The sequence below is a fragment of the Acidovorax sp. GW823-FHT05D11 genome, assembly GCF_058795695.1.
In genome coordinates, this window is record NZ_CM179502.1 from 556256 (window position 1) to 580987 (window position 24732).

Sequence of the window (24732 nt, forward strand, 5' to 3'; positions counted from 1 at the left end):
TGGCCTGGGGTCGGTCCAGGCCGGGCCGGTTCATGGCGGTCGAGATGCCGTGGAATGCCGGGTTTTTCTCACGGAGTCTCCTCCTGAAGGCCTGGCTCGATCCCGTCCAGCCAGGCGGTGAAAGCCGCCCGTGCCGCCAGCGGCAAACCGGGTTGCAAGGCTTGCGCTTCGGCGCGCAATGCGCGCGGATCGATGCCCGCCTGCGCGAGTTCGCAGGCATGGCCGACCAGCCATCGCTCGATCTGGCGGGGGTCGGCTTCCAGATGGCATTGCAGCGCCAGCACGTGGCGTCCCATGCGGAAGGCCTGGTTGGCGCAGGTGGGTGTACCCGCCAGTCGCGTTGCCCCCTCGGGAATGTCGAAGCGGTCGCCATGCCAGTGCAGCACGGGCATGTGGGCCAGCGCCGCCAGCGGCGATGCCTCGCCTTCCGGGGTCAGCACCAGGCGCGCAAAGCCGATTTCCTTGATGCCCATGCTGGCAACACCCGCACCCAGCGCGCGGGCAATCAGCTGCGCGCCCAGGCAGATGCCCAGCAGCGGTCGCCGGCTTTGCAGCCGCTGACGTATCACCGCCAGCTCGTCGTGGATGAAGGGGTAGATGTGGTTATCGAAAGCGCCGATGGGGCCGCCCAGCACCACCAGCAGATCCGCCGCGGTCGTGTCCACGGCGTGCAGATCATCCGTGGTGGCGTCCAGATAGCGCACGGCATAGCCACGCGCCGCCAGCAGCGGCTCGAGCGTGCCCAGGTCTTCAAAATGCAGATGGCGCAGGGCGATGGCGGTTTTCATGGACGTGGCTCCTGGGTGCTGGGCTCGCCGGGCCAGTAGTGGCTGTCGGGCAGGGGGCGGGCGCCAAAGATGGCCTGGCCGACACGCACCACCGTGGCGCCTTCCTCGATGGCGATCTCGAAATCGCCGGACATGCCCATGGACAGTTCCTCCAGGGCGATGTGGGCGGGCGCACTCTGGCGCAAGCGGTCGCGCAAAGTGCGCAGCAGAATGAAGCACTGCCGCACCCGCTCCGCCTCTGGCGAAAACAGCGCGAGCGTCATCAGCCCGCGCACGCGCAGCGCGGGGAAAGCGGGCAGCGCGCGCAGGAACGCCGGAACGTCCTCGGGCGACAGGCCGTACTTGCTGGCCTCGCCCGAGGTGTTGACCTGCACGAGCACATCCAGCGCGCGGCCCTCGGCCTGCAGGCGGCGCTCCAGCGCCTCGGCCACGCGCAGACTGTCCAGTGCCTGGAACTCGCTGGCGAAGCGTGCCACCAGCCTGGTCTTGTTCGTCTGCAGATGGCCGATGACCGACCAGCGCAGATCGGCCAGGTCCTGCATGGCTTCCCATTTGCCGAAGGCTTCCTGCACCTTGTTCTCACCCAGCAGGCGGCAACCCGCCGCGTAGGCCAGGCGCAGGCTGGACTCGGGCTTGGTCTTGCTCACCGGCAGCAGGCGCACCCCGACCGGGTCGCGCCCCGCGCGGCGGCAGGCGGCATCCATGCGGGCGCGCACCGCCGCCAAGTTGCGCCGGAAGTCATCGACGGAAGCTGCCTGCGGATAGCGGCCATGCTGGCCGTGGCGGGTCTGGGTGTCCGGTTGCTCAAGCATTGGCCTGGTTCCTTTCCCTCTTGACGATCGCGGGCTCTGCGGCCGCTGCCGCGGTGGCGGGGCGCCCGCGGCGCGGCAGTGTGCCATTGAGCACGGCGTGCGCCGCCAGGCCCACCACCAGGCCCCAGAACGCACCACCGATGCCCAGCAGCGTGATATTGGCCGCCGCGGCCAGGAAGGTGATCAGCGACGCTTCACGGGTCTTGGCATCGGCCAGTGCGGTGGCCAAACTGCCGCCGATGGTGCCCAGCAGCGCCAGCCCCGCCAGCGTGGTGATGAAGGTCGCCGGGAAGGCCATGAAGACGGCCGCCAGCGTCACGCCGAACACGCCCACGAGGATGTAGCACACGCCTGCGGCGATGCCCGCGATCCAGCGCTTGGACGGATCTTCGTGCGCCTCCCGGCCCGTGGCGATGGCGGCCGTGATGGCAGCGATGTTGAAGGCATGCGAACCGAATGGCGCCATCAGCAGCGAGCCGAGCCCGGTCAGCGCCACGATGGGATTGGCGCTGGTCCTGAACCCGTCATTGCGCAGCACCAGCATGCCGGGCATGTACTGGCCGGTCAGCGTGATGAGGAACAGGGGCAAGGCGACGCTCAGCAAGGCATTGAGCGAGAACGCCGGCATGGTGAAGACCGGGGCGGCGAGTCTCAACGCCAGTCCCGACAGGTCCACCCGGTCCTGCATGAGCAGAAAGAGCAGGCCCAGCACCAGGATGCCCACGACGGCATAGCGTGCGCTGAAGCGCTTGAGCGCCACATACGTCACGATCAGCAAGCCAGCCAGCACCGGATCGATGCCCATGCCGCCGAAAGCCTGGATGCCGAATTGCAGCAGGATGCCCGCGAGCAAGCCTGCGGCCACGCCCGGAGGAATCAGCCGGATCAAGTGCTCGAACCAGCCTGACAGCCCCAGCGCCACAAAGGCCGCGGCGGAGATCAGGTACGCGCCCACCGCTTCGGCATAGGGCGTGGTGGCCAGTGCAGTCACCAGGAACGCCGCTGCCGGCGTGGACCAGGCGGTAATGATCGGCTCGCGCGTCCGCCAGCTGAGCATGAGCCCCGTGACGCCCACGCCAATCGAAATCGACCACACCCACGATGCCGTCAGCTCCGGGCTCAGGCCTGCCACCCTGGCCGCCTGAAACACGAGAATGAAGGTACCGCCGTAGTTGACGATGACGGAAATGAGGCCCGCGACAATGGGATGGGCGAGATCGGACCAGCGGGAAGAGGAGGCGGGCGGTGGGGACGGCATGTGGGATCGGGGCTCCTGAAAGTGGCCCCATGGAGCAGGCCATGGTGCTGATTTATAGGCTTGAAATGGCATACTGTGCCCAGCCAATTTTTCAATGAGATACCGGCCAATTGTTCAAGCATGCGCAACTCGAATCCGTGAAAGCCTGGCTGCTCGATCCAGCGCATGGCGCTTTGCCCCTGCACGCGCGCATTCAGCGCGCCATCCGGCAACTCATCCTCGACGGTGCGCTGGAGGTGGGGGCGCCACTGCCTGCGTCGCGCGCACTGGCAAAGTCGCTGGGCCTGTCCCGCGACACGGTGGAGGCGGCATACAGCCAGCTGCATGCCGAGGGGTTTATCGAACGGCGCGTGGGCAGCGGCAGCTTCGTTTCGGAGAGGGCTCAGCGTTTGCGGGGGCGGGGCACGGGGCGGCGCCCTGCAGCACTGCGGGAACCTCTGCGGCTGAGCCAGCGCGGATCGGCCATGTTCCGCGGCGGTGGGGTGCGGGACTTTCTGGCTCCCCGCCCGTTCGCTCCCGGCGTGCCGGAAACGCGCGGCTTCCCGCTGGCCACCTGGGAGCGGCTGGAGCGGCAGGTGCTGAAGGACTGGGGCACCACGGCACTGCTGCACAGCCCACCGCAAGGGATGGAGCCGCTACGGCGTGCGATTGCGAACTACGTCAATCTCGAACGCGGCGCGCATGCCACGGCCGAGCGTGTGCTGGTGCTCACCAGCTCCCAGCAGGCCCTGACCCTGTGCGCTACCGTGCTGCTGGACGCTGGCGACCGCATCTTCGTTGAAGACCCCGTGTACCACGGCGCGCGCAAGGCGTTCGACGCCGCGGGGCTGGAATGTGTGCCCGTGCCGCTGGATGGGGAGGGAATGCGGGTGGAGCCTCTGCGCAAGGCGCGGCAACCGGGCAAGGCGGTGTTTCTCACGCCTTCGCATCAATTTCCGACCGGAGCCACCCTGGCGCTGGACCGGCGGCTGGACATCATCGAATGGGCCCGGCAGCACCAGGCCTGGATCATCGAGGATGACTACGACAGCGAGTTCCATTACGCGGGCAAGCCCACGGCCTGCGTGCAGGGCCTGGACCCGAACCAGCGAACGATCTACATCGGCACATTCACCAAGTCGATGTTTCCGGGCTTGCGCATTGCCTTCATGGTGCTGCCGCCCGAACTCGTGGCTCCGATGACCGCCGCACGCACCCTGCTGGATGGGCACAGCGCGCCGATTCCGCAACTGACCCTGGCGCGCTTCATGGAGGGTGGCCATTTCGGGGCGCACGTGCGGACCATGCGTGCCGTCTATTGTGAGCGGCGCGATGCCCTGGAACTGCTCGTGCGCAGGCACCTGGCAGACTTCGTCGAGCCTGAAGTGCCGGACGGCGGCATGCAAATGCCCTGCCGGTTCATTCGCGACATTCCCGAGCTGGAAGCCATGGGCGCAGCGCAGCGTGCCGGTATCGATCTGCTGGGGCTTACGCCATTGCATGCAGCGGGCACGAGCCGGGCCGGATTCCTCATGGGGTTTGCCGCGTATGCGCCGAAGGAGCTGGAGACCGCTGTGAAGAAGCTCGCGCAGGTGTTGCGCACGCTGGATCGTTGAAGGCGGCCGCCCAGTCCGTGGCTGGAAAGGTTTCGGATCCGTCGAGGTTGCTGCCGAAGCCCCATGGCCATTCTGTGGATGCGCAGCGCGGCCATCCACCCGCAGCGACACCCCCCAGCCGCAAGGCGCCCAGCGTATGGGGGCGGTCTGTCGGCTCATTGGCCGCCGGCACGGGCCGGACAAGCCCGGGGTTGTCTTTCCTTCAGGCACATGCCGCGTCCGGGGTGAACGCGGGCGCAGGGCATCACCGCGCGGCATGTGCGGATTTCCAGCCTCTCCGGTTTTCTGGGATGGATTTTCATCCAGGAATGCGGGAAAGGTGCCGCCATGGAAATGGAAATCTCTTTGAAATCAATGACTTCCAAGGATGGCGCCGTGTGGCACATGCGTTGCTAGATGGACATTCGTTGATCGGTTCATCGATTGCAGAAATGGATGCCGTGTGAACCATCTTCTTGCGTGATTTCAAGCCGCCATGAACAAGGCGGCTTCGTCCAACACAGGTTCAGGAACCCCCATCTCCATGCTGTCACACCCCAAGCCGCACGCCCCTCCACCCTGCCTCCACCCGTCTTGCCAGGCAGTCATCGGCGATGACGGCGAGCGCCTGGGGTGTGCATGGGCGCCGCGCACTGCTGCCAAATTCCATCGATAGCCGGATTGCCGAGTGCCAGTCCTCCAACAAGACGGTGGATCGTTTGCCGCGGAACGGCCATCCGGGGCTGTCGGCGCAGTTCCGCTGCGGCATCGAGGGTGGTCAACGGCTTTCCCTCCCATCGCCTGCGCATTGATGCTGGGTGCCTCGGTGGCATTCGCGAACCCGGCGGACTCCGCCCCAGCTGCCACGGGCCGCAGTTCCATGGCCTATGACCCGCAGCGGCATGATGCCTTGATCCTGGCGCACCGCGGGGGGCATGTCCCCCCGGCCCAAGCGCTGCAGCAGTTGAAGGACTGGCTCGACGTGCCATTGAGCGACAGCGTGCGCCAGCGTCTGGTCTCCGACGCCGTCGTGATGGCGACCGCCGGCGGCCAGTTCGCCGAAGCCGTGACATTGGGACGCCAGCAAACCGCGGCGGGGTTGAGCGACTACGCGCTGGAGGCGCTCGCCGTGGCCGCGCGGCGCGTGCAGGACACCGCGCTGCAAGGCGACACCATCAGCATCTGGCGCGCGCGGCAGCCGCAGGCGCTCGGACCCCGCATCCACGAAGCTTTCTGGCGCCTCGACAGCGGAGATGTCGTGGGCGCGAAAACAATCAGCGAGGCGCTCATGCGGAAAGCGGTAGAGCACATCGAAGTCCGTGTCGCGCTGCTGGAGTTGCGCGCTGCCGTGGCCCGCGCCGAAGACCAGCCACTGATCGCGATGGCCGCCTACGCCGAGGCCGGTGCGCTGCGCCCCGAGCGCCTGGACATTCGCCGCGAGGCCGACTTTCTGCTCGCCGACAACGGCGCGGCGCCTACCGCCTTCGACGACGCCGAAGCAGCCGCAGGGAAAAACCCCGGCGCCTTTTCCGCGCTGGCGCTGTCCATGCTGCAACAGAAGGCACTGGCCCAGCGGCTGCGCTGGGCCCTCCAGGAGCGCGACCAACGCCGGGGCGTGGCGCGCGTGGTCGCACTCGACAAGGTGCTGGCCGACCAGGAGGCCGCCCTGGTCCGGCTCGAAGCCGCGGCGCAGCAGGCCCGCGGCGCGGACGCCGAGGCCTGGCGCGTGCTGCGCAGGAATCTTGAGTCCGATCGGCTGCTCGCGCTGGTGGAGCGTGGCCGTCCCGGGGACGCCGTCGCGCTCTACGAAACCCTGAGCTTGGCGGGCATCGACCTGTCGTTCCACGGACTCGCCGCGGCGGCCCGCGCTTTCGCGCAGGAGCGCCGTTCGGCCGAGGCCGTGCCCCTGTATGAAGCCGCCATCGCGAAGGGTGGGGCGGACGTGCCGATGCCGGGCGAAATCCACTTCGGTCTGGTCTATGCCTACCTGGACACCGGCCGCTTCGAACAGGCTGAAGCGCTGCTCAAGCGGCTCGAGGAGAGCACGCCGGCGCTCACGCGCCTGGCACCCGAACCTGGCCGGCCCAACAGCCAATACACCGAGGTGATTGGCATGCGTGCGCTGATGCAGCTTTACACCGACCGGCTCGCGCTTGCTCAGCAGAGCTTCACGGCGCTGACGCTGGACGCGCCGCTCAACGCGGGCTATGCCCTTGGCGCCAGTCTCACCGAGCGCTTGCGCGAACGCCCCGAGGCCGGGCTCGCGCGCCTTGAGGCGCAGATGGCGGACCATCCCGACGACATCGGCATGCGCGTCGGCCATGTCGAGGCGCTGCTCGGTGCGGGCTGGTTCGGCGAAGCCCGCCAGCGCGCCGCATCGCTGGTGGCCGATGTTCCCGACAGCCTGCAGGTGCGCGACATGGAACGCAAGCGCGATACCCTCACCGGTGCGCGGCTTGAGGTCGACGCCGCGGCGTCGCGTGGTGGCGCCGTGATCGCCAGCAGCGAGTGGCGCATCGACAGCCGGCTGAGTTCGGGACTCATCGCAGACCAGTGGCGCGTGTTCTACGACCAGTCGCTCGCCCAGGGCAGCACCGAGGCCGGCAACGCCAAAAGGGTCCGTGGTGGCCTCGGCCTGCGCTGGCAGCGCGGTCCCTGGGTGGCCGAAGGTGCTCTGCAGCATGCCGCTGCCGGCCCTTACCGCAACGGGGTGGCCGGTCGCGTCGATTACCGCGCCAGCGATGCCTGGCGGCTGTGGGCTGCCTACGATGGCGACAGCAAGGAACTGCCCTGGAAGGCGCGGGTAGCTGGCACAGGCGCGCGCGAGATGGCGGGCGGCGTGAGCCATGTGGTGAACGAGGCGCGCCGCTTCAACCTGCAGTGGCAGCGCCTGGATTTCAGCGACGGCAATGTGCGCAGCGGCCTGGGCCTGGGCTGGACCGAGCGCTGGGTCAGCACGCCGCGCGTCCAGGCCGAGACCCGGCTCGAGGCCGGCACGGGCCGTGGCCGCGTGCTGGACACGCCGTACTTCAACCCGCCGCGCGATGCCAGCGTGCGGCTTGCGGCGCGGGCCCAATGGCTCACGTGGAAGAGCGACGACCGGCAGTTCTTCCAGGCCATCGAGGTCGGTGGCGGCAACTATCACCAGCGCGGCTTCGGCAGCGGACCGCTGTGGAGCCTGCGCTATGAACACAGCTGGAGCCTGGGCCAGCGGCTCACGCTGCGCTACGGCCTGGGCATCGCCAGCCATCCCTACGACGGCGTGCGCGAACGACAGCGCAGCGTCTTTCTGAACTTCTCGATGCCCCTGCAGTGATGTCCGCAAAGAACACCTTCCCCTTCCTGCGGGCCGCCATGGCATGGCTGCTGATCGGGCTTGCGCTGTGCGCGCTGTCCCGGCTTGCGCCCGCCCAACCGCTGCCGCCGGCTGACCCCGACGATGGCGTGAGCTTTCGCGTGATCTCGTTCCATGACGTGCGCACCGGCGTGCGCGCCAGTTTCGAGAGCTCGCCCGATGCCACCGCCATTGACGACCGCACGCTCGTGGAGGTGTTCGCCTGGCTGCAGTACAGCGGCTACCACCCGGTGAGCCTGCAGCAGATCATCGACGCGCGTGCGGGCGGCCGGCCCCTGCCCGTCCGGCCCGTGCTGTTGACCTTCGACGACGGCTACCGCAGCGCCTACACCAAGGTGTTTCCGCTGCTCAAGCGCTACGGGTACCCGGCGCTGTTCGCGCTGGTGACGAGCTGGCTCGAGGTGCCCGAAGGCCAGCCGGTGCACTGGGGCGACAAGCCGGCGCCACGCGAGAACTTCCTGCTCTGGCGCGAGGCCGCCGAAATGGCGCGCTCGGGCCTGGCCGAGTTCGCCAGCCACAGCGATGCCATGCACATGGGAATCCAGGCCAACCCGCAGGGGAACATGCTGGCGGCCGCCGCCACGCATCGCTACGATCCCGGGACCGGCCGCTACGAAGAAGATGCCGCCTACCGGCACCGCATCGAGACCGACCTGCGCCGCAGCCGGGAGATCATCGAGGCGCGCACCGGCGCCAGGGTCCGCGCCACCGTCTGGCCTTATGGCGCCTACAACGCGATGGCGCTGCGGGCCTCCGAGCGCGCGGGCATGCCGATCACCTTCACGCTGGACGATGGTCCCAATACGGCCGCCGTGCCGCTCGCACGCATCCGCCGCGCGCTGGCCGTCTACGACAATGCGGCGCCCGAATACGCCCAGCTCCTGCGCAGCCCTGCGGGCGGCGAGACGCGGCCTGTCAACCGCGTGATGCACGTGGACCTTGACTATGTGTACGACCCCGATCCGGGACAGCAGGAGCGCAACCTTTCGGCACTGATCGAGCGTGTGGCCGCCGTGCGGCCGCGCTCGGTGTTCCTGCAGGCCTACGCCGACCCCGATGGCGACGGCGTGGCCGATGCCATGTACTTCCCGAACCGCCATCTGCCCGTGCGCGCCGACCTGTTCGGCCGCGCTGCCTGGCAGCTGCGCAGCCGCGCCGGCGTGAAGGTCTATGCCTGGATGCCGGTGATGGCCTACCGTCTGCCGGCTTCGCATCCACTGTCTGCCCATACGGTGATGGCGCGGGGCGGCAAGGCGCCGGCCGACCGCTATCACCGGCTCACGCCCTTCCATCCGGCGGTGCGCACGCTGATCGGCGACATCTATGAAGACCTGGGCCGCTACACCTTCTTCGATGGCCTGCTGTTCCACGACGACGCAATGCTGGCCGACGACGAGGACGCCTCTCCCGACGCGCTGTCCGCCTACGCCCGCTGGGGCCTGCCGCCCGACGTGGGCGCCATCCAGGCCGATCCGGCGCTGCGGTCCCGCTGGACCACCGCCAAGACCCGCCACCTCATCGAGTTCACCCAGGAGCTCCTGGGCCGGGTGGGCGCCTGGCGGCCAACGCTCGAAACCGCGCGCAACCTGTACGCCCGCCCCGTGCTCGAACCCGAGGCGGAGCAATGGTTCGCGCAAAACTACGAAGCATCGCTCGCGGCCTACGACTATGTTGCGCTGATGGCCATGCCGCGCATGGAGCGCGAGAGCGATGCCCAGGGCTGGCTTGCCCGGCTGGCGCGCCGCGCAGCCGACACCCCCCGTGGCCTGGACGGCACCGTGTTCGAATTGCAGGCCCGCGACTGGCATACCGGAAAGCCCGTGCCCAACGACGAGCTCACGCGCCAGTGGGCGCAGCTGCAGCGCGCAGGCGTGCGGCACCTGGGCTACTACCCGGATGACTTTCTTGGCAACCATCCCTCGCTCGACACGGTGCGCCGCGCGATCTCGGTGCGCAAGCTGCTGCCGCGCGCGCTGCGCTCGCCGGCGGGTGCCGCGGCGACGGTCCCTCCACAGACGGCGCCTGCGGTGCCTGCGCAGGCCGGGGAATCCCGATGACCTCCGGCCCGTGGCTCGTCCAGGCGCTGCCCTCGCTGCTCTTCGGTTTCGTTTTCTACTACCCGTTCTTCATGGCATGGGTGTGGATGGCCGGCGGCCTTTCGCACGCGTGGGCGTTCGAACGCAAGGACGACGTAGAGACCGACCCTTTGCTGGCATTGCCCTCGCGGCCGTTCGTCACGGTGGTGGTCCCTTGTTTCAATGAGGCGCCTCACCTGCGAGAAGTGATCGAGCAGCTGATGCGCACGCGCTACCCGAACTATGAAGTGATCGCCGTCAATGATGGCAGCACCGATGGAACTGGCGATCTGCTCGACGCGATGACGCTGGAGTTCAGCCGCCTGCGCGTGATCCACAACGCCAGCAACCAGGGCAAGGCCGTCGGCCTCAACACCGCGAGCCAGCTCGCGCGCGGCGAGTACATTCTCGGCATCGACGGGGACGCGCTGGTGGACCCCAACGCCATCGCCTGGATGCTGCGGCGCATGCTGGTCTCGGACCGCATTGGCGCCGTCACGGGCAACCCGCGCATCCGTACGCGCACCACGCTGCTCGGGCGCATGCAGGTGGGTGAGTTCTCCTCGATCATCGGTCTCATCAAGCGCTCGCAGCAGCTTGTCGGCACGCTGTTCACGGTGTCCGGCGTGCTCGCCATGTTCCGCCGCCGCGCGGTACTCGAGGTGGGCTTCTGGAGCCCGGATGTGCTCACCGAAGACATCGACATCAGCTGGAAGTTGCAGCTCCTTGGCTGGCGGCTGCGGTTCGAGCCGCGCGCGCTGTGCTGGATTCTGATGCCGGAAACGCTGCGCGGCCTCTGGAAACAACGCCTGCGCTGGGCGGTGGGCGGTATCCAGACCATGCTGCGCATCACGCCCTCCATCCTGCGTCTGCGCAGCTGGCGCCTGTGGCTCATCTATGGCGAATACATGGCGAGCGTGGTGTGGGCCTACGCGATGGCGATCGTGCTGCTGATCAGCGCGATGCGTCCGCTGCTGCCGCAGGAATCGGTGTGGCACTCCACGCTTCTTCCGCACTGGCAAGGCACGCTGCTGGCCATGACCTGCATCCTGCAGATGCTGCTGAGCCTGTGGATCGACCGGCGCTACGACCGCGATCTCATGCGCTATTTCGCCGGAACGATTTGGTATCCGATCGCATTCTGGACCATCACGATGACCACCACCGTGGTCGCGCTTCCCAACGCTCTGATGCGCCGCCGCGGCAAGCGCGCGGTGTGGACGAGCCCCGACCGAGGAGTCTCCGATGTCTCATGAGCCCGACGACCATTCCCTGCCGCCCGCGCCGCACGCCGACGTGCGCCCACCGAGCCGGCGGCATTCCTGGGGGCAGCCAGTGGGCGAGGAGCCGATCATCGATGCCGCCCGGGTTTCGCTGCAGGCGTTCGGCGCGGGCCGGTCGCCGCGGCGCACGCTCGCCATGTACCTCTGGCTGCGCGTGCTGCGCCCTGCGCTCACTCTTGCGATCTGGTTCTGTGCGGTCTGGTACGCTTGGCCCTATGTGCTCAATGCCCGCTCGCAGCCCGAAGTGCTACATCTGCTTGGCCTGTACGCGGCAGTGATCGCCGCGATCCTTGTATCGATGCTGGTGGTGGCACCGTGGCGCCGCCGCCAGCATGAACGCGAGGCGCCATCCACCCATGAGCCATCGTCGCTGTCCGCATTGGCCTCCTACATTGACGTGCCGCCCGCCCGCCTGTCGTCCTGGCAGCGCACGCGGCAGCTGCTGGTTCACCACGACCATGAAGGGCAGCTCAGGGATGCCACCGACACCACCCCCGGGGAGCTGGAGCCCGAGCCCCCTGCATCGCGCCGGGGACGGCGCTGATGGAAGAATGGGCCTGCGCCGTGCAGGCAGGTTGACCCCACGGATCGCCCATGACGACACCCCGCAATGCCTCTTCGCTGCGGGTCTTGCCTGCGGCGGATCCGGCGCGCGATGCATCCTCGGGCGATCTCTCGATACCCGCCCGGGCGGGCACGACGCTCCGCTGGCGGTGGCGCCACGTTGTCGTGCTGGCGGCATGCGCGCTGTGCGGCGCGGTCGCCTATGTGGCCTCCTTCACTTTCTATCGGGAAGAGCAGGCCCGGGGCGCCGCGAAACGCCTCGAGTTTGTCGTGCTCAGCCTGCAGGCGCTCGTCCATCGCAACGAAGCCCTGCCAGGCATCATCGGACTCAAGTCAACGCTTGGCTCGCTGCTGGACACGAACACGCTGGCGGCCCAGGCCGCCGCCAACGCGTATCTTGAAACAGTGGCGAAGGCCTCCGGCATTTCTGCCGTCTACCTGCTGGATGCCGGCGGGACGACGCTGGCTTCGAGCAACTGGAACCAGGTGCTGACCTTCGTTGGCGAGAACTATGCCTATCGGCCTTACTTCAAGGATGCGATGGCGGGCCGCACCGGGCGCTTCTACGGCATCGGATCCACCACCGGCGAAGCCGGCTACTTCCTGGCGGCCGGCGTGGTGGCGCCGGGCGGCGCCCGCGGTGTGATCGCGGTCAAGCTCTCGCTCGAAAAGTTCGAGGAAGCCATGCGGCAGAGCACCGACGTGGTGATCCTCACGGACCGCGAGGGCGTGGTCATTCTCAGCTCCGTTCCCGAGTGGCGGTACCGCACCGTCGCCGCGCTCGCACCGGCCGCGCGCGACCGCATCCGGCAATCGCGGCAGTATGGGGACCTGCCGCTGCTCGCGCTGCCCGGGCCGGGGCTGGATTTCACCCGGTCCCACGCAACGCTCGTGCGCGAAGGGGGCATCACGCACTACACCATGGCCACCCATGCGAGCGAAGATCTGGGTTGGCGTGCCGCACTTCTGGTGGACCAGGCACCCTCGCGCCGCGCCGCCGTCCTGGCCGCACTGGCCGCCGCCTCCGTCGCCGCCTTCCTGGGGGCGCTCACCATCGGCTTTCAGGAAGGCCGGTATCGTCGTGAGGAGATGCGCAAAGCCAAGCGCGCGCTGGTGGAAGCGAATGCCCGGCTTGAGCAGCGCATCATCGAGCGCACGGCGGATATCAGCCACGCCAATGCCTCGCTGGAACGCAAGATCGAAGAACTGCGCCGTACCGAGGCGATTCTTCATGAGACGCGGGACGGTGCGGTGCATGCGGGCAAGCTCGCCGTGCTCGGGCAGATGTCTGCAGGCATGGGCCACGAGCTCAGCCAGCCGCTCACCGCACTGCGGACCCTGTCGGACAACGCGATCACGCTGCTTGACGGCGCGCGCCTGGAAGAGGTGCGCGAGAACCTTCACCTCATCAGCGAACTCACCGCCCGCATGGGGCGCATCATGGCGCTGCTCAAGGCCTTTGCCCGCGCCGACAGCACCAGCCTCGAACCCGTGGCCATGGACATGGCGATCCATCATGCGCTCATGCTCGTAGAGTCTCGGCGGTGCGAGGTGCGGGCGGATATCCTGGTCAGCTCAACGCTGGCGACCCGCCCGGTGCGGGCCGACGCCACCCGGCTCGAACAGGTGCTCGTGAACTTGATGCGCAACGCGCTCGACGCGGTCGAGTCCCGGGCGGAGCGCCTGGTGAGGGTGGCGGTCCGGCAAAAAGGGCGCCATGCCGTCATCTCCGTCAGCGACACGGGCGGCGGCATCGCGCCAGAGGCCATGCAACGGCTGTTCGAACCGTTCTACACCACCAAGCCCGCGGGCGCGGGGCTGGGTCTTGGGCTCGCCCTTTCGCAAAGCATCGTCGAGAGCTTCGGCGGGCGCATCGAAGCGCGCAACCTGGACCGGCAGGGCGCGCTCTTCACCATCACGCTGGAGGTCTATTGATGCCCGTGCCACCCATCCCTGCCGACGAAAGGCCGCGAGTTCTCCTCGTGGATGACGAGCCCGCCGTGCGGCGCGGCCTCGAGCAAGCCATGGTGCTTGCCGGCATCGCCGTGAAGGCGGTCGGCAGCGCGGAGGCCGCGCTGGATGTTTTCGAGGACGTGCAGCCGTGGGCCGTCGTGAGCGACGTCAAGTTGCCCGGCATGGATGGCCTGGAGCTGCTCAACAGATTGCGCCAGCATGATCGTGAAGTCGCGATGGTTCTCATCACCGGGCACGGGCACGTCGCCATGGCGGTGCAGGCAATGCGCGAAGGCGCCTACGATTTCATAGAGAAGCCGTTTTCCTCGGAAACGCTGGTCGGCGTCGTGCGCCGGGCCGTCGAGCGGCGCGTGCTGCTGGAAGAGAACCGGCGCCTGCGTGAGCGCTTGCCTTGCGAAGAGGGGCGTCCGCTCATTGGCCAGACACCCGCCATGCAGCGTGTCCGCCAGCTGGTTCGCGCACTGGCGGCGACCAACGTGGATGTCCTGATCGCCGGAGAGACGGGCGCGGGCAAGGAGGTCGTGGCACGGGCGATTCATGCCGCCAGCGGCCGCAGCGGTCCCTTTGTTGCGCTCAACTGCAGCGCCCTGCCAGAGAGCGTCATCGAGAGTGAAATCTTCGGCCACGAGGTGGGTGCCTTCACCGGCGCCGCCAAGCGGCGCGTGGGGCGCATCGAGTTCGCCAACAAAGGCACATTGTTCCTCGATGAAATCGAGTCGATGCCGCTCTCCGTTCAACTGAAGCTGCTGCGGGTGCTGCAGGAGCGCGAGATCGAACGGCTGGGCAGCAATGTCTCCATACCCGTCGATTGCCGCGTGCTCGCCGCCGTCAAGGGGGACCTCAAGGCCATGACGGCGGCAGGCCGATTCCGCGAGGACTTGTTCTACCGGCTCAATGTGGTGACGATCGACGTCCCGCCATTGCGCGATCGCATGCCGGACATCCCGCTGCTCATGGTCCACTTCCTGCGCGAGTTCGCCCAACACCACGGCATGGCGCAACCGGAATGGAGCGATGACGACCTGCGCCGCTGGAAGGCCCACCGGTGGCCCGGCAATATCCGCGAGCTGCGCAACGTTGCCGAGAGGCTTTGCCTGGGCCTGCCCGACGGGCTTTCGCAAGCCGATCCGCCGCCGGTTTCTACGTCGCTCACCGCGCGCGTGGACGAAACAGAGGCCGCGCTGATAAGTGAAGCGCTTCGCCAGGCACGGGGCCGCGTGGCCCAGGCCGCCGAGCAGCTCCATCTCCCCCGAAAGACGCTGTACGACAAGTTGCGCCGGCATGGCCTGGTGGCAAGAGACTTCCTGCGCGGCTAGGGTCCCGCTGCGCACGGAAGTCCCCATCGCATAGTCTTCTTCGCTCGATGGCGACACTTCATGCCCTCTGGAGCGCCACCGCTGTCGCTGCGGTGGATGCCTTGTGCTGGCGCCATCGGCCCTGAACCGGTGCCAACGATCCCGTGGCGGCTGGCTCGCGCGGAGGGCGGGGTGTCAGCCCTGCTTGTGCAGCGGCAGCCACAGCGTGAAGGTGGAACCTTGCGCCTGGGCGCCGTCACTGGTGCTCCAGGTGCAATGCGCGCCCAGCACCAGCGCGCGGCTGTGCACGTTGGGCAGGCCCCGGCGGGCGGGCGCCAGCGCCTCGGACGCCGGGGGGGTGAATGGACGGCCGTTGTCCCGTATGCACACCTGCACGCCGCGCGTGCCATCGCCGCCGCCCTCTGGCGGGGGCCAGACGGCCTCGGCCGTGCTCAGCACGATCTCCGTCGCGCCACTGTGCTTGAGGATGTTGGTGAGGATCTCCTGCAGGATGCGCAGCACGTGCAGCGCGTTTTGCGCGTCCAGCCAGGGCAGCGGCGGCAGGTCGTCCACCTGCCAGTGCATGACCAGTCCCGCGCCCTCCAGCCGCAACCCGAGCCGATAGCGCAGGCCGGCCAGCAGTGCCAGCAGATCCGCATTCACGGGCTCCAGTGAGTCGATGGAGATCTTCAGGTCGTCGATGCACTCCCGCAGCACCTGCGCCACGTCCACGGGTGCCGCCGGCGCAGTCTCTACCAGCCGCAGTGCGCTCATCAGCGAGGAACCCACGCCGTCGTGCATCTCCCGCATCAGGCGCTGGCGCTCGTGCAGCAGCGTCTGCTCGCGCTCGGCGGCGCGCAGCAGCTCGTGTGTTTCGCGCAGCTGCAATTCCTGCGCGGCCAGGCGCTCGGCCTGCACGGCATTGGCTTGCTCGGCGACTTCCAGCGCGCGGTGGTAGCGCGTGAACCCGACCAGCAGGAACATGGTGAACACGCCCATGTACACGTAGGGCGTGAGGTAGATGTGCTCGATGCTGATGCGGTAGCGCTGCATCGCCAGGTCGTGGATGGCCAGGGGAAACGAGAGCGCCACGGCCCCGGCCAGCAGCACGCTGGACCAGGAGCGTTCGCGCCAAGCGCCCAGCGCCGCCACGCACAGCACCACCAGGGCCGGAGGAAACAGCGCCAGGCGCAACAGCGGCAGCATCGCCTCGTGCCGCAGGTCCCACAGTGGCAGGGCCGCCAGCGCCACCAAGCCGCAATAGGCGACCACGGCGCGCGCCAGCCGCGGATAGCCCCGGCCCTGCATCCGGCACAACAGAAAGAAGGAGCAGGCCGACGACCCCAGCGAGCCCACGAGCGTGAGCCAGGAGAACCATTCGTCGGGCACGCCGAAGCCCTCGGCATCGACCAGGTAGAACAGCGTGGCCAGCAAGTGCCCCACCGACAGCAGGAAGAACAGCAGGTAGCCCGCCTCGCCCCGGCCGCGCCGCACCAGCCACACCGCCAGCGCGAACACACCCAGCACGAGGTAGGCACCGCGCAGGTAGGCCACCAGGTCGGTCTGCAGCAGGCTGCGCAGCCGCCACCCCGGCCAGAGCGCCTCGGCCGGCCCGGCCCACACGCTGGACAGCGCGCCGCCCACGCCGGGCAGGTTGGCCATGCGCACATGCACCTCCAGGGGAACGCCGGGCGCAGCATGGCCCGCCAGGTCCACCCACACCGGGCGGTTGAAGCTGTTCCAGACCCGGCTGCCGTGCGACTGCCAGACGAGGTGCCCATCGGCATACACCGCCACCGTGCCCACTGTCTGCCAGCGCGGGATGTACAGGCGCGTGCCCTGGGGCGTGGCGGCGAGCGCCTCGCCCGGCACCCGCAGGCGGTACCACCACACCTCGGGTGGCGCATCGGCCTGCGCGGCTGTCGAGACCGTGCTGCGTGCGCGGGCATGTGGCAGGTCCACCGTGCTCCACGGTATGGTGCTCGAAAGCACTGCATCGGGTGATTCGTGCAGCGAGGGCGGCGGCGCCCAGCCCCCGCTGGCGGGATTCCACGCCTGCGCCTGCACCAGGTGCGCGGGCAGCACGCCTGCCAGCGCCGCGCCCCCGGCGGCGGCACCGGCCAGCAAGAACCGCAGCGCCAGGCGCACGAGATCAAGCCACATCGATCCACCCTTTGCGCGCCGCGGCGCTCACCGCTTCGGCCTGGGTCGTCACCTGCAGCTTGGCGTACACGCGCCGCACGAAGGTACGCACCGTGTGGCGCGACACGCCCATCGCCCGCGCCACCTCGTCCAGGGTGTAGCCGCGTGCCACCATGCGCAGCAACTCGGCCTCGCGCGCCGAAGGTGCCACCTCCGTGATCTCCGCCGCCGCCAACCCCGGCTCCAGGCCCGCTGACGGCTTGGCTGTCACGGGAGACTGCGCGCGGCGCAGCAGCAGCTTGCGCGCCACCATCGGATTGATGGGGCTGCCCCCCGCATGCAGGCTGCGCACTTCGTCCACGACGGCGCTGGGTGGCAGGTCCTTGAGCAGGTAGCCCATCGCACCGGCCTCGATGGCGCCCAGAACATGCGCCTCATCGCCAAAGATCGTGCTCACCATGGCCGCCGCCCCGGGCCAGCGCGCGCGCAGCACGGCCAGCACGTCGAGCCCGCTGCCATCGGGCAGCCCCAGGTCCAGCAGCAGCACGTCCAGCGGCGCATCGTCCGCCTGCAGCGCCGCCAGCGCTTCGGCGCGGCTGGCCGCCACCCACTGCAGATGCATGTCGGCCGCGCCTTGCAAGGCATGCGCCAGCGCGTTGCGGCAGACGAAGTCGTCCTCCACCACCGCCACGCGGATGGCAGGGGGCGCAGGCGCCGCATCCGGCGCCCAGGGAGTTGTGCGAGGAAGGGAAACCATGCGCCGATGCTGCCACAGGCCCAGGTCAAAAGCGCCGGGCCTGGCGGGGCTGCTGTGCCCGGCAGGCCGGCTGCGCCAGCCGGTACGGTGGCAAGCGGCGGATCATGGTCGGTTCTTCGGGCTGCATGCGGGGTCGGTGGGTTTCTGCATGGGTTCCAGGTCGTCAATGCGCGCCCATTCGGCGGGTGCTCTGTCCATGCTGCCATCCCCCGGGGCCCTTGTCATGTCGCCCAAACGGGGGACATACAAAACCGTGCCCATCCGGTAACTTCCGGTCCCGCAAGCAGGGGCCTGCGCCTGAATCCACAAGAACACGGTGGCCGACACCGTTCCATCCAGGGCAAGCCCGAGCGGCTTTTCTCGAACGCACCACGGAGTGAGGAATACATGATTCGGATGGTAGAGGCCGCGATGCGGCCGGGCGCAACGGCGCGCCACAGCTCCCAGCCAGGGCGCAGCGCGGGCGCATCCCTGGAAAGGTCCCGGGCGGTCCGGGGGCTCGCGCTTGCGGCGGCGGTGGTCTTGCTGCAGGCCTGTGGCGGAGCGACCTTGTCGTCGTGGATCGAGGCGCCGCTTGTCGCCGACGGCTACACCCGCAACGCGGACTATTTCCCCTTCGAGCCCACGCTGCTCGTGAACCCCGACGCGAATGCGCAGCTGAAGTTCTCGTACGCCACGTTGCCGAGCGGAACGTTGACCAAGCTGGTCGTGGACAAGGCGAGCACGACGGCCTCCGTGGGGCAGGAAGCCTACACGCTGAATGCCGACAAGGTCGCGCGCGCGCGCCTGGTGCTCTATGTGGAGAAAGTGGCCGCGCCTGGCTACATCGCGATATTCAGCGCCCATCAGGACGGTGCCGATTGCTTCGAGCGCGAGGACACGGCACCCCACTGCGGCCAGTCCGTGGCCAGCGCCGATGCGGCCGCCACCGATGCGGACAGTCCCGCGCAGCCCCTGCGCATCACCACGCCGGGTTTCTACAGCTTCGATGTCACCAAGCTGGTCAAATACCGGTTGGCCAACAACGTCGAGTCGATGATGCGTGTGGGCGCGGCCCCCGATCCCAACGACAACACCTTTGGCAGTTTCGAGTTCGCGAGCAAGGAGCTGCCAGCGGGGCAGGCCCATGTACTGCACCAGCCCCAGCTGCTGATCACGCTCAGCGATGCGGTGGGCGCCACCAGGAACGCCTATGCCGCGACCAGCGTGCGCCAGTCGTCCATCGACCCCTCCGTGGCTTCACGGAATTTTGCCCAGGACGAAAATCTGTGGCTGAGCGGCGTCCCGGGCAACCGGGCATATGCGCTGATACAGCCGCAATCATTGCCCACGGGCGCCTTCACCTTGCGCACCGCCCTGAACGAGATGGGTTCCGTGGGGGTCAAGCAAACCATGGTGGCGTTCGTGAATGCGCCGGTGCCGGAACAGGCCACGGCACAGCCGCAGGCGAATTTCTACACCAGGCCGGGATTCACCTCGCAGAACCAGCAGGTCACCTCCTGGAACGGGGGCTGGACCGAACCATCCGCAGCAGCCTTGTTCGCCACCGCACCGCTCGACCGGGATGCGCAGAACCAGTCCCTGTTCGTCGATGCCAGTGAGGGCTATGTCTCCGCGCTCGCGGGTGCCTACAACGCGGATCGCCGCGAGAACTTCGCCATCGCCGGCTCGACGAACCTGCAGGCTCCGCTGACGCTGGACAGCGACAACAACACCCGGACCGGGCACATGCCGCGTTTCGTCGCCGCGATCACGCCCGTGTCGGACAGGATGCGCAATTTCATGAAGTTCGACAGGGACGACAGCGAACACACCCGCAACTACTGCCTTGCGCTGGGCGATGGGATGTGCAACCCGTCGCTGTCGCTGCGCGCGCGCCTGGGGCAGCTCTTCACGAGAAACCCCATCGTCATCGACCCAAGGGCATCGACCCCCGAAGGTTCCTACCTGCCCTATGCGACCCCGATCAACGTCGCGGTGCCGTCCAGCGGCGCCAGCGCGATCATTCAGAGTGATCCCGATCCGGCGGAGCAGGGCTTCATGGGCGATGGCGGCACCGGCTACTACATCTACGACGCCCGGGCCAACCGCGTCGCGGGCCAGTACCAGGGAATCATCAGCATGCCGGGGCACAACCTGCGCGCCGTCATCCACTTCGAGAACCTGCCGCTGCCCGCGCCGTCGCTCGGTGGCCCGGGCACCATCGACATGGTGCCCGGCGCCGCGTCGGTGACGGTCGCGGCCAATGCGCCGATCCCGTTCCGGCTGACCGTGGCCGACCCGGTCAATGCGAACATCGACGATACGACACGCTGGGCGATCACGAGCAGCAACCCGGGCGACACGATGCCGGGCGAGATCCAGCAAAGCGAAGGCAGCGCGGCGTTCGCGGCGACGTTTGCCGGGCCCGGCTCGCGCACGCTCACGGCGACGAGCAAGGGCGACGGCACGATCAAGACGACGATGAACGTCCTCGTCAACCAGGTGGTCCTGCCCGGCCAGGCGATCACGTTCACCTCCACGCCACCGGCGTACCCCGTCGTGGGCGGGGCCTATGCGGTGTCAGCCCTCGGCGGCGGCTCGGGCAACCCGGTCGTGTTCACCATCGATGCCGCCTCGACGGCCGGGGCCTGCTCGGTCGCGGGCAGCGTGGTGACATTTGCCGGCGCGGGCACCTGCACCGTCAATGCCAACCAGGCAGGCGACGCGAACTACGCCGCTGCCGCCCAGGTGCAGCAGACCATCGCCATCCCTGTCACCTACAGCGGCACCACCGTGCCCACCACGGGTGCGGGCGGCCCGGCCAGCGCCAGCTTCACGGGTGGAGGCGCCGGCTGCCGGTTCGACCCCGCCGCCACCGGCTTCATGGCCGCCAGCGCCGCCCCGCCGGGGCAGAGCGCGCCGCAGGGCGCGTTCCGCGTCCGGCTGGTGGACTGCACCCCGGGCGCCACGGTGCGTGTGACCACCCTGTGGCCGCAGCCGGTCGCCGGCTTCACCAAGTACGGCAGGGCCAGCAGCGGCGCCGCCAGCGCCAGCTTCTTTGCGCCGAGGAATCTCACCATCGACGGCAACGCCGTGAGTTTCGACCTGACCGACGGCCAGCTGGGGGACGACGATTGGGCCCAGAACGGCGTGATCGTGGACCCGGTGATGCCACTGGCCCCCGCGGGCCTGGCTACCGCCATTCCCACGCTGAGCGAATGGGGCGTCGTGCTGACGGGGGCCACGCTGGCTGCCATGGCCTTGCTGGGGTTGCGCCGCCGCCGGGGCTGATGGGGGCGCAGGCGCCGTCCCGGGCGCACGGCCTCTGCCCGGCGCGTGAACGCGGTCATCCCCCGGGCGGGGGAGCCGGTGCCCTGAAGCTGGCGGCCCACGCCGGGAACTCGTCTGCCGGCATGGGCCTGGCAATGAAGTAGCCCTGCGCTATGTCGCACCCCAGATGCAAGAGCTGCTCCCAGTGCTCGCGGGTCTCTATGCCCTCGGCCACTGTCTTGCGGTCCAGGTCATGGACCAGGTCGATGGTGGAGCGCACGATCTTGGCGGAGCTCTTGTCGTGTGTCATGGCGGCGACGAAAGACTGGTCGATCTTGATGCAGTCCACGGGGAGCTTCTGCAGGTATGCCAGGGACGAGTAGCCGGTGCCAAAGTCGTCGATGTACAGCGGAATGCCTTCCTCCCGCAGGGCGTGGAGCACGCCCATGGCGTATTGCGCATCCTCCATGACGGTGCTCTCGGTGATCTCCACCTCCAGCAGCCCGCGTGCCACGCCGCGCTCGCGCTGCCAGTGGCGGAACTTGGCGAACAGCTGCTCATCGCGCAGGTTGCGCGCCGAGAGGTTGACGGCGATGGGCAGGGCGCAGTCCTGGCGCTGCCAGGCCTGGAGTATGTCGAGCACGGACACCAGCATCCATTCCGTCAGCGGCTTGATGAGCCCCGTGTGCTCCGCCAGTTCGATGAAGACCCCGGGCGCCAGCAGGCCGCGCTGGGGGTGGAGCCAGCGCACCAGTGCCTCGGCGCCGCAGACGCGGCCGCTGGCGAAATCGACCTTGGGCTGCAGGTAGACCCGCAGCTGGCCGGCGTCGATCGCGTGGCGCAGCTCGCCCGCCATGTTCAGGCGCTCGGCCTGGTCCTGTTCCTGCTGAGGAATGAAAACGACGTGGTCCACGCCCATTCTCTTGGCCTGGTGAACCGCCTTGTCCATGCGGCGCAGCAGGTCGTGCACGGTTCGCCCGTGCTCCGGGAACAGCGCGATGCCGGCCTTGGCCACCACATCCAGCGCGATGCCGGCCACCGAAATCGGCTGTGACAAGTTCTGCTCCAGCATGTTCACCGTGTGGCGGGCGGCGTGCAGGTCGCTGTCCGGCAAGAGGGCCGCGAACTCATCGCCGCGCAGGCGGGCCACCAGGGCCGATGGCGGGGCGCTGCGCTGCAGCCGCCGTGCGAACTCGCGCAGGATGTCGTCGCCGTGCGCAAAGCCCAGCGCTTCGTTGATTTCGCTCAGGCGCTCGATATTGAATTGCAGCACCGCCAGCGAGCGCGGCTGTTCACCGCCTTCGTGGATGGCGGCGGCCAGCGCCTCTTCGAACTGGAGGGCATTGGGCAGGCCCGTCAACGGGTCATGCCGGGTGAAGTGGTGCATGGCGGCCTGCACGCGCTCCTGTTCGACGCGCGAGCGCAAGGTCGCGATGCCATAGGCCAGGTCATCGCTGGACTCCGTGAGCAGCGCGATTTCGTCCTCGCCAAAGGTGTCGGGTTCCGGGTCGTAGATGGACAAGGCGCCAATGACCCGGCCTGCCACCCGCAGCGGGCACGAGATGCCGGATCTCGGCCCGTGGGGCCTGCCGTGCCAGGGCGCATGGCCGGGGTCGGTGTTCATGTTGCGCACCAGGCAGACCTCCTCGGTCCGGATGGCGCTGGAGGTGACCCCCTGGCCCAGGGCCGTGCCGCTCAGGTCCAGCCCCAGCTGCCGCAGCGCGTCCATGCCGCCGGGGTAGCCGCATTCGGCCATGGGTTCAAGGGGCAGCTCCGGGCGGCTGCCGCAGTACCAGACCACGGCCATGCCATAGCCGCCGGCCGTGACGATGGCCTGGCACATGCTGTCCAGCAGATCCTGTTCCTCGCTGGCCCGCAGCATGGTGCGGTTGCCGGCGCTCAGGGTGCGCAGGGCGCGGGTCGCGTGCTCCAGCTGCCGTATGCGCTGCTCCAGTTCGGTGTTGAGCGTCTGTATGCGGTTCTCGAAGTGCTTGCGGTCCGTGATGTCGGTGCCCAGCACGTAGTAGCCGCCCACCTTGTCGTGCGCCTCGAACCTGGGCAGGTAGCGGATGGCCTGCCAGACCCCGGGGAAGGGCTGCCAGTCATAGGCCTGCGGAGTGCCCGCCAGCACGCCGTCGATCATCGGGGCGGCCTGGCCGTAGCGTTCGTCGCCGAGTATTTCCTGCACCGTGCACCCCGTGATGTCCGCGCGTTCCGGGGCGAAGCTCTGGCGGTACTGGTCGTTCACATACACATAGCGCCGCTCGGCACTCACGAACGCGATCAGCGCGGGAACCGCGCCAATGACGCTGCGCAGGTGGTCTTCGCTTTCTTTGAGCTGCGTCGTCCGCTCCCGGACGTGCGACTCCAGCAGGATGTTCTGCGCGCGAATGGTCTGCTCGGCCTGGCGCTCTGCCGTGACGTCACGGAAGACGAGGACCACGCCATGCAGCTGGCCGTTGGCATCCCGGATGGGGGCCGCGCTGTCCGCGATGGGGCATTCCGTGCCGTCGCGCGCGAGCAGCGACGTGTGGTTGGCGAGGGCTTGAATCTCGCCGGTGGCAAGCGCGGCGGCCACGGGCACCAGGGCGGGCTCGCGGGTCTGTTCGTTGACGATGCGAAACACCGCTTCCACCGGCAGCCCCCGGGCCAGCGCGATGGGCCAGCCCGTCAACTGCTCGGCCACGGGGTTCATGCGCAGGATGCGGCCCTCGGTGTCGGTGGCCAGCACGGCATCTCCGATGGAGTGCAGCGTGGTCGACAGGCTTTCTTCGCTGTCCGCCAGCGCGCGCTGGCTGGTTTCGGTTTCGCGCAGCTGCCGGCGGATCAGCAGGTAGGTCGCGCCCAGCAGGGCCACCAGCATCGCGGCGGCGATGGAGCCCGCCACCACCAGTTTCTGCCGTGCCTGGGCATGCGCGTTGGCACGCAGCGTGAGCAGGTGGCGCTCCGCCGTGTCCATGTCGCCGAGCAGCTCGTAGGTGCGTGCGCGCGTGGCCCGCAGCGGCGCCGTGGCCACGAAGGCATTGGCGGCCTCCTGGCCCTGGGTCTTGCGCAGCATCTCGACCTGCCGGGAGATCACCATCCGCTGGTTCACGATTTCCCGCAGCTGGCCCCAGCGCTGGTGCTGGTCGGGGTTGCTGGCGGTCAGCAACTGGATCCTCTCCAGCGTGCGCTCTCTCTGCGCGATGGTGTCGTCGCGTTCGGCGATGTGGGCGGGGTCTCCGCTGAGCCGGAAGTTCTGCGTGGCCAGCTCGATCTGCAGGGTATAGCCACGGGTGCGGGCCAAGTTGTTGAGCACCTCATGGGTATGCGCGAGCATCAGCGCGGTCTGGGACGCATCGTTCGCCACCCGCCAGGTGGCCGCCACCAGCGCCGCCACCACCAGCACGGCGGCGCCGAATGCAATGGCGACCTTGCTTTCGAAACTGGACCAGCGTGCCACCGTATTGACCTTTCCGTGAGGAGACCCGGCCGGATGGACCCGGATCGAACAGTACGCCGGCACCGGAAGGACGGGGTTCGCCATGCCTGCTGCATCGTGCAGCACATCAGGAATCCGTTGGCTGGCTGCTATCGGCCAGGTCGAATATACCGACTGGAGGC

At 68.5% G+C, this 24732-nt stretch carries 15 protein-coding genes; 8 read left to right on the plus strand and 7 right to left on the minus strand.

Annotated elements, in window-relative coordinates:
- Window positions 1-68: 68 nt before the first annotated feature.
- The 3 genes from AC3RCE_RS02620 to AC3RCE_RS02630 are packed head-to-tail and all read right to left on the minus strand — an operon-like array spanning window position 69 to window position 2858.
- On the minus strand, window positions 69-788 hold the full coding sequence (locus AC3RCE_RS02620; protein WP_492254447.1) for a glutamine amidotransferase: 720 nt from the start codon (window positions 786-788) through the stop codon (window positions 69-71).
- Complete coding sequence (locus AC3RCE_RS02625; protein ID WP_492254448.1) at window positions 785-1600, minus strand: YggS family pyridoxal phosphate-dependent enzyme; 816 nt, start codon at window positions 1598-1600, stop codon at window positions 785-787. Before AC3RCE_RS02625 ends, AC3RCE_RS02620 begins: the two co-directional genes overlap by 4 nt.
- The gene (locus AC3RCE_RS02630) at window positions 1593-2858 is read right to left on the minus strand and encodes a benzoate/H(+) symporter BenE family transporter (protein WP_492254449.1); all 1266 of its coding nucleotides are present in this window, start codon (window positions 2856-2858) and stop codon (window positions 1593-1595) included. Before AC3RCE_RS02630 ends, AC3RCE_RS02625 begins: the two co-directional genes overlap by 8 nt.
- Before the next feature lie 110 nt (window positions 2859-2968).
- Here AC3RCE_RS02630 and pdxR point away from each other — a divergent pair, with 110 nt between their 5' ends.
- On the plus strand, window positions 2969-4453 hold the full coding sequence (gene pdxR, locus AC3RCE_RS02635) for a MocR-like pyridoxine biosynthesis transcription factor PdxR (protein ID WP_492254450.1): 1485 nt from the start codon (window positions 2969-2971) through the stop codon (window positions 4451-4453).
- 155 nt (window positions 4454-4608) lie between these two features.
- Here pdxR and AC3RCE_RS02640 read toward each other — a convergent pair whose 3' ends face one another.
- A complete protein-coding gene (locus AC3RCE_RS02640; RefSeq protein WP_492245722.1) occupies window positions 4609-4818 on the minus strand; it encodes a hypothetical protein in 210 nt (69 codons plus the stop codon).
- Window positions 4819-5243: 425 nt separating this feature from the next.
- On the opposite strand from AC3RCE_RS02640, the gene pgaA reads away from it, so the two are divergent.
- Genes pgaA through AC3RCE_RS02670 form a run of 6 tightly spaced genes read left to right on the plus strand, consistent with a single transcriptional unit; the run spans window position 5244 to window position 14999 of the window.
- Window positions 5244-7748, plus strand: a complete 2505-nt coding sequence (pgaA, locus tag AC3RCE_RS02645) for a poly-beta-1,6 N-acetyl-D-glucosamine export porin PgaA (RefSeq protein ID WP_492254451.1) — start codon at window positions 5244-5246, stop codon at window positions 7746-7748.
- Window positions 7748-9844 carry a poly-beta-1,6-N-acetyl-D-glucosamine N-deacetylase PgaB gene (gene pgaB / locus AC3RCE_RS02650; RefSeq protein ID WP_492245720.1) on the plus strand — a complete coding sequence of 699 codons (2097 nt, stop codon included), beginning with the start codon at window positions 7748-7750 and terminating at the stop codon, window positions 9842-9844. The genes pgaA and pgaB overlap by 1 nt, the downstream gene beginning before the upstream one ends.
- Window positions 9841-11118: a poly-beta-1,6-N-acetyl-D-glucosamine synthase gene (gene pgaC, locus AC3RCE_RS02655; protein WP_218341350.1), complete on the plus strand. Its 1278-nt coding sequence runs from the start codon at window positions 9841-9843 to the stop codon at window positions 11116-11118. Before pgaB ends, pgaC begins: the two co-directional genes overlap by 4 nt.
- Window positions 11108-11689: a poly-beta-1,6-N-acetyl-D-glucosamine biosynthesis protein PgaD gene (pgaD, locus tag AC3RCE_RS02660; RefSeq protein WP_218297346.1), complete on the plus strand. Its 582-nt coding sequence runs from the start codon at window positions 11108-11110 to the stop codon at window positions 11687-11689. Before pgaC ends, pgaD begins: the two co-directional genes overlap by 11 nt.
- A gap of 50 nt (window positions 11690-11739) precedes the next feature.
- Window positions 11740-13644, plus strand: a complete 1905-nt coding sequence (locus AC3RCE_RS02665) for a sensor histidine kinase (protein ID WP_492254452.1) — start codon at window positions 11740-11742, stop codon at window positions 13642-13644.
- Window positions 13644-14999, plus strand: coding sequence for a sigma-54-dependent transcriptional regulator (locus tag AC3RCE_RS02670; protein WP_492254453.1), 1356 nt, complete (start codon window positions 13644-13646; stop codon window positions 14997-14999). The genes AC3RCE_RS02665 and AC3RCE_RS02670 overlap by 1 nt, the downstream gene beginning before the upstream one ends.
- Window positions 15000-15173: 174 nt before the next feature.
- Here the strand turns inward: AC3RCE_RS02670 and AC3RCE_RS02675 are convergent, their stop codons facing one another.
- Window positions 15174-17141 carry a sensor histidine kinase gene (locus AC3RCE_RS02675; protein WP_492254454.1) on the minus strand — a complete coding sequence of 656 codons (1968 nt, stop codon included), beginning with the start codon at window positions 17139-17141 and terminating at the stop codon, window positions 15174-15176.
- A complete protein-coding gene (locus AC3RCE_RS02680) occupies window positions 17131-17877 on the minus strand; it encodes a helix-turn-helix transcriptional regulator (protein WP_218297342.1) in 747 nt (248 codons plus the stop codon). Before AC3RCE_RS02680 ends, AC3RCE_RS02675 begins: the two co-directional genes overlap by 11 nt.
- Before the next feature lie 387 nt (window positions 17878-18264).
- Between AC3RCE_RS02680 and AC3RCE_RS02685 the strand changes: the two genes are divergently transcribed.
- Window positions 18265-21150: an IPTL-CTERM sorting domain-containing protein gene (locus AC3RCE_RS02685; RefSeq protein ID WP_492254455.1), complete on the plus strand. Its 2886-nt coding sequence runs from the start codon at window positions 18265-18267 to the stop codon at window positions 21148-21150.
- A 55-nt stretch (window positions 21151-21205) separates the two neighbouring features.
- Here AC3RCE_RS02685 and AC3RCE_RS02690 read toward each other — a convergent pair whose 3' ends face one another.
- Window positions 21206-24571, minus strand: a complete 3366-nt coding sequence (locus AC3RCE_RS02690) for an EAL domain-containing protein (protein ID WP_492245716.1) — start codon at window positions 24569-24571, stop codon at window positions 21206-21208.
- Between the last annotated feature and the right edge of the window lie 161 nt (window positions 24572-24732).

Excerpts from the sequence above, each read along its gene's own strand:
- pgaD (WP_218297346.1), top strand. The coding sequence starts at position 11,108 with ATGTCTCATGAGCCCGACGACCATTCCCTGCCGCCCGCGCCGCACGCC.
- AC3RCE_RS02665 (WP_492254452.1), top strand. The coding sequence starts at position 11,740 with ATGACGACACCCCGCAATGCCTCTTCGCTGCGGGTCTTGCCTGCGGCG.
- AC3RCE_RS02620 (WP_492254447.1), bottom strand. The coding sequence starts at position 788 with ATGAAAACCGCCATCGCCCTGCGCCATCTGCATTTTGAAGACCTGGGC.
- AC3RCE_RS02630 (WP_492254449.1), bottom strand. The coding sequence starts at position 2,858 with ATGCCGTCCCCACCGCCCGCCTCCTCTTCCCGCTGGTCCGATCTCGCC.
- pgaC (WP_218341350.1), top strand. The coding sequence starts at position 9,841 with ATGACCTCCGGCCCGTGGCTCGTCCAGGCGCTGCCCTCGCTGCTCTTC.
- AC3RCE_RS02685 (WP_492254455.1), top strand. The coding sequence starts at position 18,265 with ATGATTCGGATGGTAGAGGCCGCGATGCGGCCGGGCGCAACGGCGCGC.
- AC3RCE_RS02680 (WP_218297342.1), bottom strand. The coding sequence starts at position 17,877 with ATGGTTTCCCTTCCTCGCACAACTCCCTGGGCGCCGGATGCGGCGCCT.
- AC3RCE_RS02675 (WP_492254454.1), bottom strand. The coding sequence starts at position 17,141 with ATGTGGCTTGATCTCGTGCGCCTGGCGCTGCGGTTCTTGCTGGCCGGT.
- AC3RCE_RS02670 (WP_492254453.1), top strand. The coding sequence starts at position 13,644 with ATGCCCGTGCCACCCATCCCTGCCGACGAAAGGCCGCGAGTTCTCCTC.
- pgaA (WP_492254451.1), top strand. The coding sequence starts at position 5,244 with ATGCTGGGTGCCTCGGTGGCATTCGCGAACCCGGCGGACTCCGCCCCA.
- AC3RCE_RS02625 (WP_492254448.1), bottom strand. The coding sequence starts at position 1,600 with ATGCTTGAGCAACCGGACACCCAGACCCGCCACGGCCAGCATGGCCGC.
- pgaB (WP_492245720.1), top strand. The coding sequence starts at position 7,748 with ATGTCCGCAAAGAACACCTTCCCCTTCCTGCGGGCCGCCATGGCATGG.